This is a genomic window from Aquimarina sp. RZ0 (assembly GCF_008370685.1).
Classification (GTDB): domain Bacteria; phylum Bacteroidota; class Bacteroidia; order Flavobacteriales; family Flavobacteriaceae; genus Aquimarina.
Genome location: NZ_VTZU01000107.1, coordinates 1 through 18,183, shown reverse-complemented (window position 1 = coordinate 18,183; position 18,183 = coordinate 1). Strand labels below are relative to the sequence as shown.

17 protein-coding genes and 1 pseudogene are annotated in these 18,183 nt (G+C 31.1%); 1 reads left to right on the top strand and 17 read right to left on the bottom strand.

The genetic code is table 11. The features are described 5' to 3' along the window. The 16 genes from F0000_RS25005 to F0000_RS24930 all read right to left on the bottom strand — a co-directional run. Positions 1-557 (bottom strand): Ig-like domain-containing protein (locus tag F0000_RS25005; RefSeq protein WP_188112275.1); only part of this gene is annotated, 557 nt, incomplete at its 3' end. Between the two features lie 1,273 nt (positions 558-1,830). After that, on the bottom strand, positions 1,831-2,718 hold the full coding sequence (locus F0000_RS25000) for a hypothetical protein (RefSeq protein WP_149627451.1): 888 nt from the start codon (positions 2,716-2,718) through the stop codon (positions 1,831-1,833). Between the two features lie 5 nt (positions 2,719-2,723). Then, positions 2,724-3,299, bottom strand: a complete 576-nt coding sequence (locus F0000_RS24995; RefSeq protein WP_149627450.1) for a hypothetical protein — start codon at positions 3,297-3,299, stop codon at positions 2,724-2,726. Beyond that, positions 3,286-3,828 (bottom strand): hypothetical protein, encoded by a 543-nt coding sequence (locus F0000_RS24990; protein ID WP_149627449.1) that lies wholly within the window; start codon positions 3,826-3,828, stop codon positions 3,286-3,288. Before F0000_RS24990 ends, F0000_RS24995 begins: the two co-directional genes overlap by 14 nt. A gap of 503 nt (positions 3,829-4,331) precedes the next feature. Next, a complete protein-coding gene (locus tag F0000_RS24985) occupies positions 4,332-4,931 on the bottom strand; it encodes a hypothetical protein (protein ID WP_149627448.1) in 600 nt (199 codons plus the stop codon). A 109-nt stretch (positions 4,932-5,040) separates the two neighbouring features. Beyond that, entirely contained in the window at positions 5,041-5,265 is a 225-nt protein-coding gene (locus F0000_RS24980) for a hypothetical protein (RefSeq protein WP_149627447.1), read from the bottom strand. Then, positions 5,249-5,395 (bottom strand): hypothetical protein, encoded by a 147-nt coding sequence (locus F0000_RS24975; RefSeq protein ID WP_188112274.1) that lies wholly within the window; start codon positions 5,393-5,395, stop codon positions 5,249-5,251. Before F0000_RS24975 ends, F0000_RS24980 begins: the two co-directional genes overlap by 17 nt. An 850-nt stretch (positions 5,396-6,245) precedes the next feature. After that, positions 6,246-7,487, bottom strand: coding sequence for a hypothetical protein (locus F0000_RS24970; RefSeq protein WP_149627445.1), 1,242 nt, complete (start codon positions 7,485-7,487; stop codon positions 6,246-6,248). Positions 7,488-7,652: 165 nt separating this feature from the next. Continuing rightward, complete coding sequence (locus F0000_RS24965; protein ID WP_149627444.1) at positions 7,653-8,189, bottom strand: hypothetical protein; 537 nt, start codon at positions 8,187-8,189, stop codon at positions 7,653-7,655. Between the two features lie 44 nt (positions 8,190-8,233). Further along, complete coding sequence (locus F0000_RS24960) at positions 8,234-8,542, bottom strand: hypothetical protein (protein ID WP_149627443.1); 309 nt, start codon at positions 8,540-8,542, stop codon at positions 8,234-8,236. A gap of 2 nt (positions 8,543-8,544) precedes the next feature. Then, a complete protein-coding gene (locus F0000_RS24955; RefSeq protein WP_149627442.1) occupies positions 8,545-9,537 on the bottom strand; it encodes a hypothetical protein in 993 nt (330 codons plus the stop codon). Position 9,538: 1 nt separating this feature from the next. Further along, a complete protein-coding gene (locus tag F0000_RS24950; RefSeq protein ID WP_149627441.1) occupies positions 9,539-10,375 on the bottom strand; it encodes a DUF4138 domain-containing protein in 837 nt (278 codons plus the stop codon). 7 nt (positions 10,376-10,382) lie between these two features. After that, positions 10,383-12,731 carry a TraG family conjugative transposon ATPase gene (locus F0000_RS24945; protein WP_188112273.1) on the bottom strand — a complete coding sequence of 783 codons (2,349 nt, stop codon included), beginning with the start codon at positions 12,729-12,731 and terminating at the stop codon, positions 10,383-10,385. Then, entirely contained in the window at positions 12,721-13,737 is a 1,017-nt protein-coding gene (traM, locus tag F0000_RS24940; protein ID WP_149627439.1) for a conjugative transposon protein TraM, read from the bottom strand. The genes F0000_RS24945 and traM overlap by 11 nt, the downstream gene beginning before the upstream one ends. Positions 13,738-13,759: 22 nt before the next feature. Next, positions 13,760-14,296, bottom strand: a complete 537-nt coding sequence (locus F0000_RS24935) for a M23 family metallopeptidase (RefSeq protein ID WP_188112272.1) — start codon at positions 14,294-14,296, stop codon at positions 13,760-13,762. 49 nt (positions 14,297-14,345) lie between these two features. After that, entirely contained in the window at positions 14,346-17,096 is a 2,751-nt protein-coding gene (locus F0000_RS24930) for a TraM recognition domain-containing protein (protein WP_149627437.1), read from the bottom strand. Between the two features lie 758 nt (positions 17,097-17,854). Between F0000_RS24930 and F0000_RS24925 the strand changes: the two genes are divergently transcribed. Beyond that, on the top strand, positions 17,855-18,037 hold the full coding sequence (locus F0000_RS24925; protein ID WP_149627436.1) for a hypothetical protein: 183 nt from the start codon (positions 17,855-17,857) through the stop codon (positions 18,035-18,037). Between the two features lie 26 nt (positions 18,038-18,063). Here the strand turns inward: F0000_RS24925 and F0000_RS24920 are convergent. Beyond that, positions 18,064-18,183 (bottom strand): annotated as a pseudogene (locus F0000_RS24920) (IS1595 family transposase); the annotation flags it as partial.

The window sequence follows — 18,183 nt, the reverse complement described above, 5'->3', positions numbered from 1 at the left end:
GTATCAGAAGGACCATCTCCGCCAAAACTGTCATTGATCAATACTTCAATAGTTGTGGTGGTATCTTCATCAAGAGCTACAAGATCATCTACTGCCATGGGCTGATCGTTTGGTTTTTTTATGACTAATACTCTCACTAATGATGAATCGGTATTTCCTTTTGCATCGACAATGGTGTAGACAAAAATATCAAGTCCGGTAAAATTTTGGGGAGGATGATATAGAACCTTATCATCTAATGGATTGTTTGGAGTGCCATTATAATCTATAAGTGTAGTCCCACCAGAGTTAGAAACTCCGGTTACTTGTAGTGCATTTCCTGGATTAGGACCGGTGGAACCAAAAGAATCATTTAAAAGAACTTCAATTGAATTATCTAAACTATTTTCAAATACTGTGGCGGTATCGTCATATGCATTGGGTGAATATCTTTGATATGAGTTAGAACGGTAAAAAAATCTTGATATAGGACTAGTATTTGGTAGGATACTATTAGTGTAGGCTAATTGCATAGCAAGAATCAATAGTAAAAAATATAGTAATTTTTTTTGTTTCATGACCTGAATGTTATTTTTTGAATTTTTGCTTAGTTATTAAATAAGTAAAACAGCGGCTATTTTTCATAGCTATAGTTATTCTTAAAACAATTTTAAAGTGTCGATACCCTATGAATTTATTATTTAGTGTCCAGTTGGAAATACAGCAAAATCAAATTTGTACCTTTTTTCGAAATTTTGATTTATTTTAAATTAATTTGATTAGATGGTGTAATTGGTCCTCTATTTTTTGTTTTCTATACGCTTCTTGTTGTCATCAAAAGAATTGATACCACTTTTGATATTTTATAATAGATAAAGTTAGTAAGTTCTCGAAGCGCGTGTTTGTTCAAATAATTTGGATAACTCACCTTATGCAATGAGCGAAGCTTTTTTCTTGTTTTTACTAAAAAAAACTTGTTGACAAGTCTCTTTTTACTTAAAAAATGATACCATTGAGAGTTGCTGTTAAGCACTATTAATAAAAGGATTTCTTAAAATCAATACAAAATAAATAGCAATCTATATAATAACTAAAATTAGCGGGACTAGTAATTTTTTCTTGTAATACACTATACATCATATAGATAAACACTTGTTAATAACGATACTAAATTTTTAAAATATTTGTGCCCAAGGTGAGTTATACGATTTGTGATTAAAAAATTCGTATAAATTCATTGAATTATTTTTTCTTTATGCAAGGCAAAAAAATCAAGCATAGCTATAGCTACGGTTTATTTTTTAAACGAAGTAGAAAGGAAAAAGAAACGATGAATATGCGAAATTTTTAGTTATAAATCGTATTATTAATATCGATATCTGGATAATTCCTTCTACTTCTATAAAAATAAAATTAGAAAGAGATTTTTCTTCATTGTCTGACTGACTTAGAGCTTGTTTAAAAACCTTACTTCTTGAAAACAAATATTTTAAGAACCGCGAGCTTACTTCAAATAATTAAAATATCTCGATATTCTCATCATTTGAAGTGTCCTCAGAACCTCAAACTATTGATTTTCAATTTGTATTCTTTTTAAACATACTCTTATGAGAAAACTACCTGATTCAGTAATACAGTAAATCTTTGGTTAATCTATTAGCCTTGGCAAGGCTAGTTATACTTTGACCTGAATCATGAAAAGACCTGATCAGAGTCGTATCTTTCTGGCTTTTGACAAAAATAGTGCTAAAAGAAAATCAAATCAAGATGCATCTAGACGTAAAGATAGATAGCAGCAGTAGTCAGCAATTGAAAAACCAAGGCGAAAACTATTAGGTATTCTTATTCAGATTAATTCTTTTCTTTAGATTTAGATCCTCCTTTTCCTGCTTGTATTAGAGTCTGAGGTATATTTTTAATCATACTTGTTAAGGTACCGCCTGCTTGTTGTCCTATACTTGATCCTTGTGCAACAAGGATATTAGCATATTGTGGGGTTTTCAAAATGATTAATACCATAACAATCTGAAGTACAAATGAAAATATAATATCTTTTCCAGTGAATGCATTGGCAGGATCTTGCAATGGAATTAACATCATGATCGTTTGTAGAATACTTAAAATAGGTAGCCATAATAATACAGAAAAAAATCCTTGAAACCAGCTTATGACTGTACGTTCATTCCCTACAATTAAGGAAAACGCAAGTGCAAAGGGACCAACAACCAGATAAATAGTCTTAACAATCAATTGCTTAAAAAGAATATAACCTCCGGCAATAAACGCAAAGAAAAAAACAAATAAATGAAAAAACTCTAAAACAGGATGCACCTGTAACAGATCTTTTACACCTCCACCTCCGGGTCCTCCTGTATTCTGTTGAAAAGTCAATATATCCCTTACTTCTTTTCTGAAATTCGCTCTAGGTTTGGAAGTTGCTCTTTCTGCACCAGTGAGTACAATCTCATTTACATATTCTACTGGTTTTTCTATAAGTAAAATTACCAAAGGTTTATACAATGCTAATGCAGCTAATATCAAACATGGTCTAAGCAATGTAGCAGCATCCAATTTTTCATTTTCGCCGGTCCATGAACGGATTACTTTATACCCTAGATATATTGTCGTGATTACTCCAGCAAACATAATCACCAAAGGTAATATTTCATCCAGAAAAGCATTGATTGCTGGTCTTAGCTTATTCTCAAAATCTGTGAGTACTATATAAAAGTTATCCATAAATATTATTTTTTAAAAGCTTTATTATGTAACGTTAGGTTTTTTATTTCAAAATTAATCTCGATTACGGGTCTCTTAATATTCATCATATAATCAAGCATTTTTTGATGTGCCGTATAGTTATACCCTGGCCCTCCACTTACTATAATTCCTGCGCTCAATAGACCTTGATCTGTTAATATCCAATTAAACATATTTTCTAAATGCTCCAATAACAATTCCAAATACCATACTCTCATTGTTAATTTTTTTGGCGTCCTTTTTATCTCCTTTATTAATTGTTTTGTTTCACGAATAAGGGCAAAAGTGGAAACTATTGCATAATCAACACTAAGGAAAACAGGGCTACTTTTAAAATTAGCAGAGGTTTTTCTTTTTTTTGCAAGTTCTTTCTCTAATAGAGTCATTTCTTTTGTTTCTGAAATAAGCTGCCTTCTACTTGTTTCTTCTACTCCCAGAGAACCTGATATAAGAGCTTTTTCTGCTGATACTACTGGGTCGATCACCATCCAATCCTGAGCACCCATAAAATATGTGCTACACAATAACAAAAGGTGTATTACTAATTTAATATTTTTCATTTTCTATAGATATTTCGATGACTTTTTCTAATGCAGATAATAACAAATACATGCGATCACTCTCGGCAATTGCATTATCTATAGCCAAATAGTTATTCACATTTTTATATTCACTATAAAATTTCTTATTAAACCGCAACTGTATTAATGAATTTTTTAAAAATTCATTATTGCCATTAGGTTTTAACCTTGGATATTTAGTTTTAATAAATTTTTTAGAATCCTGATTTATAAACTTACCTATATGTATTTTTTGAGATAATAAACTAGGCAATATCGTAGTGGTTTCTTTATGTTCGAGGTCTAATGTCGCTTCCATCGCATTTAAAGAAATAAAGCTCTTGGTCATACTTTTTGTGGCTTCTTTATTAGAATGTTCAATAGATTTATATTGAAATTGAGAGGCTCCATCTGATGTTGTAGCTTTACCTTTCCATATGGCTTTTTGTCCTGCAGTTTGAATGGGTGTCAAAAAAAAGTAGCACCCAAATAACAGGTATAGTAATGATTTTAATTTTCTAATTTTCATTTGCTTAGGATTTAATAATTGTTTGGTACATTGATTATAAAATTGATACCGTTTATAGCAGTTTCCTTCACTCACCAAGAAATTTAAGTATTAATCTTTGCAAAGTAATTTTTAAACTTATTGTGATTCATCTTTTTGAAATTTTTAGTTCGCTGAAAATAAGTAAACCAAAAAATTCTGTACATTCTGGAATTCGTATAAAAAATAATCATATTGGTTTGGTGGCTAATGATGAGATTTGTTTATACTTATTTTAATGATTTACATCCAGATTTTCGAGTTTTAAATATAAAAAAGAGAGAGCTTACTTTTATAACTATGGGAAAAGCATTTATAAAAACATACTCCTATTTTTAAGTAAATAGCTATACTATTTATAGATTTTGATATAGAAGTCCGGCTAAAAGTTGAATATCAAAATCAAAAAAATGAAATTCTAAATGAGTAAGAGTTTGAAAACAATCAAAAAAAGAAATCTTTCGAACTGCTTTCATGACAATATTTTATTTTTTAAAATAAAACATTTTAGTTATAAATTTTCTGTTTTCCAGTGCTATAGAAAGTTCGATCAATTCAAATTCTATAGGCTGTAAGTTTAGATTTAAGTCCATTAATTGGTTTAATTTTTCTCCATAAACAGATACTCCTGATGATTTTTTTAGTCCATTTTCGATAATTAACAACCGTCGTTGTATAATTTTTAATTTTTCTCTGCGCTTTGCTTTTCGTTTAAAAAAGATATCTTTTTGCCTGTTATTTATTAATTGCAGAGTTTGTGTCAATAGATTCAGTCTATTGACCTTCTGATACATTCTTGGAAGAATAGGAGCCATAGTTCCAGATACTAGATATTTCTTTCTTTTTTTATAAACATCGTTAAACTCTTTTAGAGTATTTTCTAACTCTTTTCCTGAAGCTGTTCCTAATAAATATTGAATAGACATGGCTAAAGATGCACCGTCAGAAATAGGATCTTTTGTAGGGATTGGCGTGAAAAGAAAACTAGTTATGTTTGGATTAGCTGCACCAGAACCAGAGCCACCATTTTGGCCAAATATTAACAGAGGCATATAAATATGTATAGCAATAATTATTTTTTTCATCTTTTGCTGTTTTTTTATTCATTTATAGGGCTACTCATTTAAGTCGCATTTATTTTAATTTACTTGATTATCATTGGTTTATGACCCATAAAACATTCAATTATCTTATCTAAAATTGACTTTCTATGGTTTCTTCTGTTAAACCTAAAAAAATATCCGTCAATATACTTTTGTAGGTATTCTTTGTTACATTAAGAATGAACACCTCTAAGCCAATTCTTAAAATTCCTGATCTGGATATGAAGCATTTTAAAATTCTTTCCCTTGTGTCTGATAAGGTTTTTTTCAACTCTGGATAGTCTTCTTTAAGGGGGTTTCTATCCTGACCAACCATCCGCTAGTATTTGTGCTTCATTATTGATATGTGTATCGAAAATTGGCTGTAAAGACTTGGCTCTGTAATCTTCTATAACCTTTGCATAGTCTCTGCCTGATTTACCATCTCTGTGTTCAAAAGCAATCACGACACAAACTTTTTTATCGCTTTCACTCCTGCCTGAGGAGTTCCTATTTCGAATTCATCTACGTGAACCTGGTCTTCTAAAGGATATTGTTGACTACTCTTCATTGCCAATTATACTTTTTGACGAAAAGCCCAAGCTGTCTTTTGGTTGACACCAAAACGTTCTGCTAACCATATACTATCAGCTCCCTTCTTACAAGTGGTGATCTCATAAAGTATCTCCAAGACTTTATCAATGCCAAACTTTAATTTATCAAATAAAGTTCCTGTAGTAGTAGATTCATCATAACCACATTTACTGCATCTAAGACTTGAAGGCCGTTTACCCTTTATATAAACATTTGCCTCACAACGTTTACAGCTATAGCCATTAGATCACTTTAGCTCAGCTAAAAAATCATAACAATCTTGCTTGCTCGTAAAACGATATTTAAACACCTGTATATCAATATTTTTTAATATTTTTCATCTCATTAGGATTTGAATATAACTTGCATAATAATACACTCATAAATAATTATTTGAGAAGTAAATGGGTAACCCTATTCATTTATTTAATAAGACTCCCCGTTTAATTATCAAACTACTATTTTTAGTGTTTTTTTTAGAACCATAGAATTTGACAAAATCACTAGTAATTGTAACATATGCAGATAGATTTATAAATTCTTTATAAAACTTGCATGGGTAACTCAATTATTTAATTAAAGTCTGTACTATAATAATACAGTGTATTTTTTAAGTTTCAAACGTGAAAGATATTAGGATGAAAACGTTTTACGAGTCGTTCTCATAATACGTATTACTCCTATAGCGATAACGATATTCAATAACTATCATATTTTAAAGAGTTAATGTAATGGTTCTAGGAGTTTGAGCAGGCGTAACAGTTTTTTTGCCTTTTCAGGATTTTTCGAAAAGTAAGCAACCGTAGGCAATAATAATTGATCCCTGCTTATTCGACTATTCTCTCCTAATTGACGTAGCAAATTTCTCCGAAGTCGATAAATCTCTTGTCGCTGAGCAGGTGTCATGTTTTTTACATCAACTCCTGCTCCCAGTGCGCCCAATATATTCATGTCCATTTTGAGATGCTGAGCCATTTCCTTTTTATTCTTAGTGATGCCAAAATTTGTTTTATCCAACTCATCTGTTAATTTTTTCTGTACTAGTACATCCAACATACGCAGAATAGCCTTTGAAGCAAATCCCGTCTTTTTATCATACTTTGACTTCGTATATTGATTATGTAATCTATCTGAATATCGAGCCACATTTTCTTTTACCGCTTTTTCTGTAAACTTCATTCCAGCAGCTCTTACCATAGCACTATTCCGCACTGATTCCATATATTCTCTGGTTCCTTTATCTTTTCCTTTGATGAGTGAAAAGGCTGGAAGGGGTAAAATCCAGGGGGGGAGTAATTGAAGTTTTATCTGTAATAGAGCCAAAGTTTGATTAGGTAATTTTCCTGATGATAAGCTTGCACCTATCAGATCAAAAGCCTGATCTCCCTGTTTGATACTTTTTTTTATGGCTTGTAGGTGTTCTTTAGAATTTAGCAAATTCTTCAAATCCTTGATATCCTTAATATCTGGCAGGTTATTAATGCTATTTTCAGCAGCATCAGCAAGATTATTAAATTGATCTTGTGATTCATTAATTACTTTTTTTTCTTCTGAATCTACACTTTCTTCTAATTCTTTTTTCAAATTTTCTATCTCATTCATAAGCCCAGTATCGGTAAGCTTATTGTAGTCTATCTCTGCATTATTAATTTTATCTCTTGCTTCTTTGTTTTCTTTGTCATTATCTTCAAATTGTTCTTTGTTTTTATCTAAATGTTCTCGATACTTTCCTTCTTGTTTTTCTACTCTTTTATCAATTTCTTCCGGGGTCAATGGTGGTTTTCCAGGGTTATTTTTTTTATGGTCATCTACGACTTTTTTTCTTATTGAATCCTTTATTTCTTTTGGAAGATCTTGTTTATCAGGATCTAAAGACCCAAAACTCATATCTTCTTTAATAATCTGACTAGTTCCAGATTCTATTATAAATAATATAAGTATTGTAATGATGATTTTATGTTTCATAGTTGTCGTCTTATTTAGGGTTTTACTCGATAATCGAGATTAAAATGCTCATAGGTTTGCTCAGAAATCGAAATATTTTTTTCGATACATGTCTTGTGAGCTTGCCTCTGAGGTAGTTTTCTTCAGAAATTATAAAATATCTTTTAGATTATTAATCTGATATTATTAGTATTTCCAAAATTTATATTTATTCTTTCTTTTTTTAGCGTCCTCTTTTATCTTTTCTAGCTCATAAAATATCATTGTATTGATGTTTGCATACTTAGACCATATTTTCCCTCTATTTCCATTTGTTATCGGATATTTTAGCTTAGCTCGCATAAGCCCATAAGTAACCTCATGTGCTTTTTCCAGATATTCAATTCTACTTTTGCATAATTTTTTTTTATTAGGGTTTCTATAGACATTACACATACTCATATAAGGAGTAAAATCAACCTTATTAGCTGCAGAAACACCGCTCCAGGGAGCCCTTGATGATAATTCTAAAGCGGCCATTTTAGCTATCTTTTTGGTCTGGTTATATGTAAAATCCACTTGCTCACGATATCTTTTTGAAACCTCATCTTCTACTACTCTAATAACCGCTCCTCCAACATCTAAATATCCTGGTAATATGGGATATGGTATTGGGAATTCCTGAGCATTTGAATATTGAAAAATCAACATAAAAAACGCTATTACCTTAATTTTCTTTTTCATAATCACTTCATGTATAAAATATTACTAATTGACTTCTGATAAGATTAATCCTTATCTTGTTCGACCTCTTTCTTTTCTTGTGATTGTAAATTGGTACTTTTTATAATTTTGCTACTGTCTATTTGTTTCTCATAATCATAGGTCAGTTTATTCTTTAATAGTTTAGCTTCTTTATATAAATCTGACAGCAATACTCTATAAGAAGTGTCTAACTGACCAGATCTTATATCATCTTCTAAATCAGAACATTCTTCTTTGTTGGAACCAGGTAATGTTATGTCTATATTTTCTACCGCGTATCCTATTAATATTACTGTACAAATCACAAATAATATGTTTACAATAAATTTCATATTTATCTTTTTAATTGAGTTGGCACTTTAGAAGGTTTCACTATTTTTCCTTCAGGTTTTTGTTTTTGCGCTATTTTCAACTCTTTCATAGTCTTATTAAATATCTGTAATTGTTCTTTGCTGACCATAGGGGACATAAAACGTGAGTAATCAACTTTTCCTCCAATGGCTACATCTGTTAACTTACGTTTTACCCCATCAGTTCCTATATGCTCTTTAACTACTTTTTTCTTATGTAATGAGAATTCATCATTCTTGGTATCTATAGATTTTTTTTCTGTAGTTTCCCAATTGTGAGTTTTATAAACTCTCGTTTGTTTTGTTTCCTTTTGAAGATCTTTCTGTAGTTTTTTAAGTAATTGCTCAATCTTCTCTAATTGTTGCAAAGTATCAGCTGCTCTAAAAACTTCATTTTTTTGAGTAAGCTGTTGGGGTTTAGCGGTCTTTGATTCTATCTGCTGATTCTCCTTTGGGAGAAATAGATTTATTTTGTTTTCTACTATTTTAATTGAAGATTTAATTTCTTCAACCTTATTTTCTTTCTGTCCGGCTAGTTGACTTTTTTGTTGAAACTGGTTCAATCGTTCTTTTAATTCCCGAAGTATTTCTAAGGTTTTATGACTGTCTATACCTAATGTTGCAGTATTCTGATTAACCCCATTTTTTTGTTGTTGTAATTGTTTTATATCTTCCTGTAATTTTTTAATCAATTTATTTGATTTCTGCAACTCATTACTAGCTCCTTGATTATCTTGTTTTTGTGCTTTTTTTTCCTCTCTTCTTCGAGAAATATTTTTTCTTATTTTATTACCAAATTTAGCACCTAAATAGGCTGCAGCAAATGCTCCTGCAATCAGTGGTAATAAAGGGCCAGCCATTATCGATGCTGCTCCAATACCAAGCATAGCTCCTCCATATGATGCTAATGCAATACCGGTAAGCCAGGCAGTACCAAATATCCCAGCAGCTTTTAGTATTGTTTTACCAGTTTCCATATCAAATTACTTTAGGAGTTAACAATTTCTTTTTAGGAATGGGTATGGTTGTAGATCTTCCTCCTTCTTTCTCCAGAATGTCTACTTGTAATTTTTCGTCTTGATTAGGAGTGAATTTTTTAAAAATAAAAGTGTACACTTCGATACCTCCTGATCGATCTACTCGAGTTTTAGAATTACATATCTTAACAGGATGTAACACTCTTTCCTGATAAACGAAATCTTTTCGACCAATTCTCTTTTTCTTAATAAACCTAAATAAAATATGATCTATATCTAAATCAATATTTGAGAAATTTTTGATTTCTGCGCGTATTATCATATAATTTTCCCGATAAAATATCCCAGATATCTTAGCTAGTATTAAGCTTCTTTTACCTCTAATATCCTGATTACTTCTTGTTTTAGTACTCGAAGAACAAATTTCGTATAATAGAGATTGGTCTAGTCCATTATCTCCTGATACATCAGACCTAATTGAATTACTTGTTTTTCCTATTTGATAAGAGGTTGTTTTAATATTTCTTTTAAAATATAATGGGATCGAATAATAGTCATCATTTTGGGTAATCACGGTTAAATTAGATTCTTTTTGTTCTTCTTTTTCTGTATACGGTTCTCCTAAATGTTTTACTTTAATAATAGTTCCAATACTATCTGATAAAAAGTATCTAGATCCAAGATCCAGATATTTTATCTTGTCTTTAAAGATTAAATGTGTAGTTTTAATATCCGATATTGGTATAGGATCAAAATTCTCTAAATTCTTGAGCTTATCCTGAGCCATAGCAGAAATACTTATTACGGATAGAATATATGTTAAATAAATTGATTTCATTATTTTATTAAGTTTTTGAATTATCAGTAAATTCTCTTAGTGCAAGCTTCATATTTCCGTGTTTTTCATACCGCTCATAGATACTTTTATTTTCATTCGCGTTAGATGTATAACAGGCATATCGTTCTTTTGAAACACTTACTTTATACACATTAGAAACATTTCCTACTTTTATAAACACTTCTTTCTTTTCTGTAGAAAATAACTTTTCGAGATCAGATTCTGCAAAAGAAAGGTGTTTAGCAAATTTATCTTTGGATGCCATCTTTTTCTTATGAGACAGCATAATCAATGTATCTGTATTATTAATCATTGCTGGTCCGGCAGCGGTATCTAAGATATCTTCTACATCTTGGGTTGCTATAGCTACTTCTCCATAATGTTTTCTTACTGTTTTATATAGATACTTTATGAATTCTGCCATTTCTCCTTTAGAAATTGGTTTCCAGCACTCATCGATAAAAATAGATTTTTTTACTCCTTTTAAAGTTTTTATTTTCCCCATCACAACATCTATTGAAAGCATTGTGACTAAAGGAAAAAGAATAGGGTGGTCCTTTATATTATCCATTTCAAAAACAATGAATCGTTCAAAAACCAAATCTACAGGCTTATCAGAGTTAAGAATATGCTTGTATTTTCCATCATAAAAATCTCGTAAGGACAGGTCAAAACTTAATTTATCAAAATATTTTTCTTCATTATATTCTACCCTATTTTCCATTACAAATTCGTAGAAGGTAGAGAGTTTAGGGAAAATTTCAGAATCCACTTTCAGTTTGGCGTAATAAGCATCTATATATAAAGTTATGATCTGCTTTTCTTCATTGGTGAATTGACCTTCTCCTTTCCATAAAAACATAATCAATGAAACCAAAAATTCTTTTTTATCAATATCAATTTCTTGATGGATATAAAATGGATTAAATTCTAACGGGTTATCTATATCATATGTGTAATATTGACCATTTACCAAATCACATAACTTCTTATAAGAATTTCCGATATCGATCATTACAATATGATGCCCCTGCTCATAATATTGTGAAGCAATATGGTTAATCAGAAATGATTTTCCGGTACCCGAAGGACCAAAAATAAGACGATTTCTGTTTACTATATGCCCTCTTTTGAGAGGTTCATCCCATAGATCCAATCTAATTGGTGCCTGATTTTTTCTGTCACATAGTAAAATTCCATCTTTAAAGCTTTCATAATAGCTTTCAAAATTGAGTAAACTTGGAGTTTGTTCAGAAATACCGATAAAAGAATATTCTTTTGGTATTTTGGACGTAGCTCCAGGGCAATTAAATAGATAGAGCTCTTTTAACGAATATTTTACCAAATAGGGTGTTATCCCAATAGTTCTAAATATATTTTCGAGTTCATCTTTGTTTTTTTCTAAAGTTTTTTGATCCTTATCCCAAACAATAATATTTAAATGTTGTTTTATAAATTGAAGTTCATTTTCAATAACATCTTCAACGAGGGTATCCAGATGGTTATAATTAACCTCGTTTTCTTTAGATATCAAAAACAAACTTTTGAAATTATTCTGCTTTAGTCTGATTGCCTTAAAGATATCTTCTGATGGCTCTATATAAATTACCTGATTATACATATGATTACATTCAAACCCTAAGCATAGTGGTTGTATAAATGGAATAAAGAAATCCGTTTTTTGGGTAGAATACTCTTTATGTTTTACACTATTACTAATATTAAGCGGTAATTCCTGATTTGAAGTAATAGCATAAATAGCACCTGATTTATCTCCTACCTGAAGTTGTTTATCAAAATATACATCTTTAAGCTTATGATCACTTTCTTCTGATAAGGAAAAATATTTACCTAAAAGCTCAATGATATCGTCATTGTGTAGACGATCAATGTCAAAAAACTCCTCATTTAAAAGAAAAGAAACACTTGCCTCTATAGTTTGGATATAACCAGAAATATCTTCCAGGTACTTTAAAAACTTTTTCTCATTACCAGTAATTTTTGCTTTATTATTAGAATTTTTGGTGAATATTAAATAACATTCGTGAGTCAATATTGGTTTTTCAAAATAAAAACTATTATCACTTCTTGACAAAATATTAAAACCTTCTGCAATTGGCTCTTTTAATTCTTTAATAAAAAAATAATCCTGCTTTTGTAAAATAGTGTTCACCGGTAATGATCGTATCATTTTATCAAACAGTGTACTTATCCTGTCCAAATTATTCTTGTCTAAAGAATAAATCTGAGGCATTTTAATTTTATACACAAGACTTACATCTCCCACCGTAGATATGAGAAGGTCTTTTTCTACAGCATAAATTGGAAACAATCCTTCTATACTATTACTTTTCATCATTTACTATATTTATAGTTAGCCAAAGGTGGTATTTTCTTGGTACAAAAATTCTACGTTGATCGAATAGCTCTCTTGATACTTCTTTTGCTGCGGATAGTATGGCTATTTTATCCAATGGTTCTCTTTCCTGCACATTACCGCCTATACCTCCTTGCTGTTGTTGATATGTTTGGAGAGCTGCTTCATATACATCCTTGGATACATTTGAAGGAATAGAGTATATTGATTTACTTTTTAAATGTATACCTTGTAGTCCATCAAAATCGAAGACATCAAAATCTATATCATACAGTTTGTTTTCTCTTTTATATCTGTTAACATCTATGGTCATTCTTTGCCCATTCATATTTACTACTCCATATACTACAGCTCCTTTGGGAATCACCACATTTTGAGATGGTAGATGTATCGTTTTTTTTGTTCTAATCGCAATAGTTGCTCCGGCCTGATATAATCCCTGATCAATAGTTTCTGCTGGGATTAGATCTTTTTTTGTATTAGAAACTTTATTCATAGGTGACGCTCCAAAAAAGTAACTGCCTTCTTTGGGGATAGGAGGTTTTTCTACCTTTTTTGATTGCTGTATTTCTATTTTTGGTTGCTTCGTATAATAAGAATCCTGTGCAGTTGGATATGCTGTAGCTCCTGCTTGCATTGAAGGATCATTTAGGGCTTTCTGCAAATCCATTAGTAACTGAAGATCTTCATCGTTATCTTTGTGAGTATTGTTGTATGCCTCCATCAGAGATTTTGGATCTTTACTATCTTTTGAAAAAATAGAATCATATCGACCGGAATAATTTTGACCGCTTTCCTTGTCATATAATTGTTTTTTTGAAGACTCTTTAAGTTTGCTCTCATCTAATATTGGAGTGTCAAAGTTTAAAGCCATGTTATTTTCTGGAGTGTCATCAGGAAAATAGAGGCTCTTAAACATAAGTGCTAGTGTTCCTATCAGAACCACACTTACTATACCTATTATTATTTTTTTATTATTATCCATTCTTATTACATGATTTAGTCTCTTATCCTCTCTTTATTAATTTTTTCCAAAAACGAATTGGATCAATTTTTTTATTTGATTGTATTATTTCGAAATGCAAATGAGGTCCGGTAGAACGCCCCGTAGAACCTACATATCCTATAATATCACCCTGTTTCACGTCTTGATTTTTTTTTACTATTTTTTTCATCATATGCCCATACAATGTGCTATATCCCGATTCATGTTTGATAATTACATAATTCCCATAAGAAGAAGAATACCTGGCAGATGTAATCTTCCCAGCTGCAGAGGCATAAATCGCTGTCCCCTTTTTTGCAGACAGGTCTAAGCCATAATGAAATTTCTTTCTCTTCAAGATAGGATGAATCCTCATGCCATATCCAGAAGACAAACGTTTAAACCCTTTCATATCCACAGGAAAACGAATTGGGATTTTTTGTAATATTGAGTTTTTTAGTATTAGATTCTTTTTACCAGATCCAATGAATTGAGCATTGCAGGTTTCAAGACATCCTGTAATCAAAAAAAAGATCAATATATATTTTAAAATTTCCAAGTTTCTTTGATTTAGCCACATCTTCCTATTTGCTTATTAATCTTATCTTCTATCCATTGTTCGACTTTGCTGAATTCTTTTTCTTCTCTTTTGGTTTTTCAGGTGTTTCTTTCACTGAGTTATCTTGCCGATTTTCCAGTTTTTGTATAACTTGTTTACGTAATTGCTCCGGAACAATTTTTTCTGAATTTGCTTCTACCAGATATGCTTCGTTATATGGGTTTTCTATTTTTTGTTTAGCTTGATCATTTGGTGTATTATCCCGAATTTCTTCTTCTTTTTCTCCATTTGCGCTATGCATAAACGTTTCGCCTTGTGGGTTCTCTATTCCTTCGGACTGACCTCCCGATGATGTCTCAGGTAATTCTTCCTTTTCTTCTACAGTTGTATTTGCTTTATCTTGGTGTGCTTTGCCTTGTGGGTTCTCTATTCCTTCGGACTGACCTCCCGATGATGTCTCAGGTAATTCTTCCTTTTCTTCTACAGTTGCATTTGCTTTACTCAGAGATGCTTCGGCTTGTGAATTCTCTATTCCTTCGGACTGACCTCCCGATAATGTCTCAGGTAATTCTTCCTTTTCTTCTACAGTTGGATTTGCTTTACTCAGAGATGCTTCGGCTTGTGAATTCTCTATTCCTTGTTCGATCTGGTTCCCCGATGTCTCAGGTAATTCTTCCTTTTCTTCTACAGTTGCATTTGCTTTACTCAGAGATGCTTCGGCTTGTGAATTCTCTATTCCTTGTTCGGCCTGATCCCCCGATGTATCAGATAATTCTTCCTGAGCTTCACCTTCTGTATTTGATTCATCTGTATTTGATTCATCTGTATTGGATTCATCTGTATTGGATTCATCTGTATTGGATTCACTATTTGTTTCCTGAGAAGATTCTTGTTCATCAATTTTATATAATTCATTGACGATAATAATATCTATTTCGTCTGTGATTCTCTTAAAATTACCATCCAGCAACTCTTCCATATTATCTTCATCAATGGCTAATGGAATATCTTTTTTAACTTGATCTGTCCGCTTATCTACTTTAATATGCCCCCTAAATACTTTTTGCTTAATTTCTTCTCCAAAATTATCTGCAACAACTCCTACAAATTCACCTTGCGACAATTGAGAGATAGTAGAAACAGGAATTGCAAAATCCATACTTTCATTTATACTGTAAGATGTAGTACTGGTATCAACCGTCATGTTTTTAAGTCTTTGTTTTTTCTTACCAAACATTTCCTGTAGTTTGGTAGCTGTTCCGCTTCTTACAGATCCACTAAATACGTTTCCTATAATGTTAAAAATAGTTTCTGCTACTTTATCTCCATAATCTCTTTTTAGTTGTTCCAGATCCTGTGCTCCAATAGTTGTAGAAACTTTATTGGATCGTGCTGTTGCGATAAGGTTATCCAGTCCCATAAAATACATGGTAGGCAACTCATCAATAATTATAGAACAAGGAAGTTTATTTTGTTTATTAACTTCCTTGATTAATTGTGAAGTTATCAATCCTAATGCGGGTGAATTTGTTGTTTGTGTTGAAGGTGAATTTGCTAAAATCATAATTTGGGGATCCTCCAGACTATTTATATTCAAAGATGCATTAATATCAGGAAATACGTTATTTCCCATAACCCAAAAAAGTTCTCTTGTTGCTAGTTGCGATAAAGGGATTCTAGCTGTTGCAGTTTGCCCGGAAAGTTGCTCGTATGCTTCTTTTTCTAATGCATCTGCAAAAGGAGTCATAAAAAATCTTAATTCTCTTCGCTCCTTAAAAATTTTAAATATTTTCTCATCAGGGGAAGAAGCAAGTGCTATGGCATGAGGAAGCGTACAAAACTTACCATTCTCATATAATTTTAGATAATAAATACAACAAGCAAAATAGGCGATCGCGGATTGTGCGAAAAAGTCTTTTTTAGTAATCCACTCTTTGTTTAAGTTATATAGAACAGTTTGCGAAGCTTCTATAGCATCTGCCGTTTTATTGATTAGATCAGGACTAATTGGATTTACAAAATTAGAATGCATTATATCGTCCAAAGATATTACTGTAAAGCGAGGCTCTTTCTTATAAGTTTTCTTATAATATTCATAGAAAGCATAGGTTTCTTTTGCTAATGACGGAAATTTAAAGTCATACACCATCATTGAAAAATTTTTCATTAGATGCTGCCTGATGTATTCTTCTATAACAGAATACGATTTTCCTGAACCAGGAGTTCCTAATACCATAGTAGCTCTAAAAGGATTTACAACATTAATTAATCCGTTTTGAGTTTTTAGATTAACAGAGTATTCATTTTCCCGGTATATTTTTTCCTGTTGAAATTCTAGGTTTTTATGATTGAATTCATCTTGGTTAGAAAAAAAGTTGAAATGTTTTCGAACGTGGGAAAAACTCCATATGAAAACTATTAATGAAATAATAGATAATCCAGTGTTTAGGTATAAGCCTAAATTTAAAAGGGCACAAATGGTAAATACAAAGAAAGAAATTGAAGCAAAGAGTGTATATTTCTTTAAAGCTGAATCATCTTCAGGTTTTTTCTTAAAACTAATTCCAAAACTTGCAATCATATAAAAGCAAATAATCATAAAATGAGAAGTGAGCGTATTCTTTAGTAAAGGAAAACCTTGTAATACTTTGGCAATAAATTTATTGACATATATATTGGTCAACCCTAAAGTGTGTAAATCTGTATAAAAGGTATAATACAAATTTAGAAACAAAAGAAATAAACAAATAACGATCACAAAAATGATCAAGTTATCTATAGCAAATTTATCCTTACTCATCTATATATTATTTTTCTTTTAAGTAGTTCGTAACAGGTTCTAATCAATATGAGATCCCGGTTGTAACCAACTTAAAAATTGTTTCAATACTTTTTTATTCTCAATATCAAAATAGACTTTATCTGGTTTTGGAATATCTGTATTTTTCAATCCGAAGTCCATTAATTAAAAAACCAAAAAATGGTTCTATTTAAAAACAAATAAATTGTTCCCAAACCCTATTAATAAATCAAAAAAAAAGGAGCTATCCTTTTCCTGAAAAACAAAAAATCTAAGTAAACTACCCCGGGGCAAGCCCACGAGGCATTTATTGAAAAAAACATTTTGATTTCGAGGCAGGCCTCGGAGCATTTAAATCTCGATTATCGAGTAAATTTTATTTTGAATGACAAACTATACGTTTTTCTAAAAACAGTTTCCTTTTTGATTTTTATGATAAGAGTATCTACAGAAAACGATAAGTCATCTATTGAATTCCTCCACACATTGTGTTATACGATTTGTGATTAAAAAATTCGTATAAATTCATTGAATTATTTTTTCTTTATGCAAGGCAAAAAAATCAAGCATAGCTATAGCTACAGTTTATTTTTTAAACGAAGTAGAAAGGAAAAAGAAACGATGAATATGCGAAATTTTTAGTTATAAATCGTATTAGGTGTTAAGAGATAATTTTGAAGGCTTCAGATTTTTATCAAGAATAAGGTTATATTGAATTAGTCCTCAAAGTATTATTCTTAAATTATGTTTTAAAATCATTGGATTTAGCAAGTGAGAATTCTATGGGTAGGACGTTCTTTAGAAAAATAGGAATCAAAAGAGCAGAAACCACAATAGATCCTATGAACCTTACCTACAATATGTTTCGTAAAATTCAACTCACCAAACAAATTGTGGGAACGTGTGCACAAGAATCAATAAGTAAACCTGTAAAACACTAAATGTCAGTGATGTAAAAAATATATGACTATCGGATATTTTGCACCTTAATTTTCCAGTTGCTAGCTACCACTGCTATTATTGCCCTATCAAATATGGATTCAAAGTATCTTCTGTTGAATTTATAACAATATTCATCAAGATAACT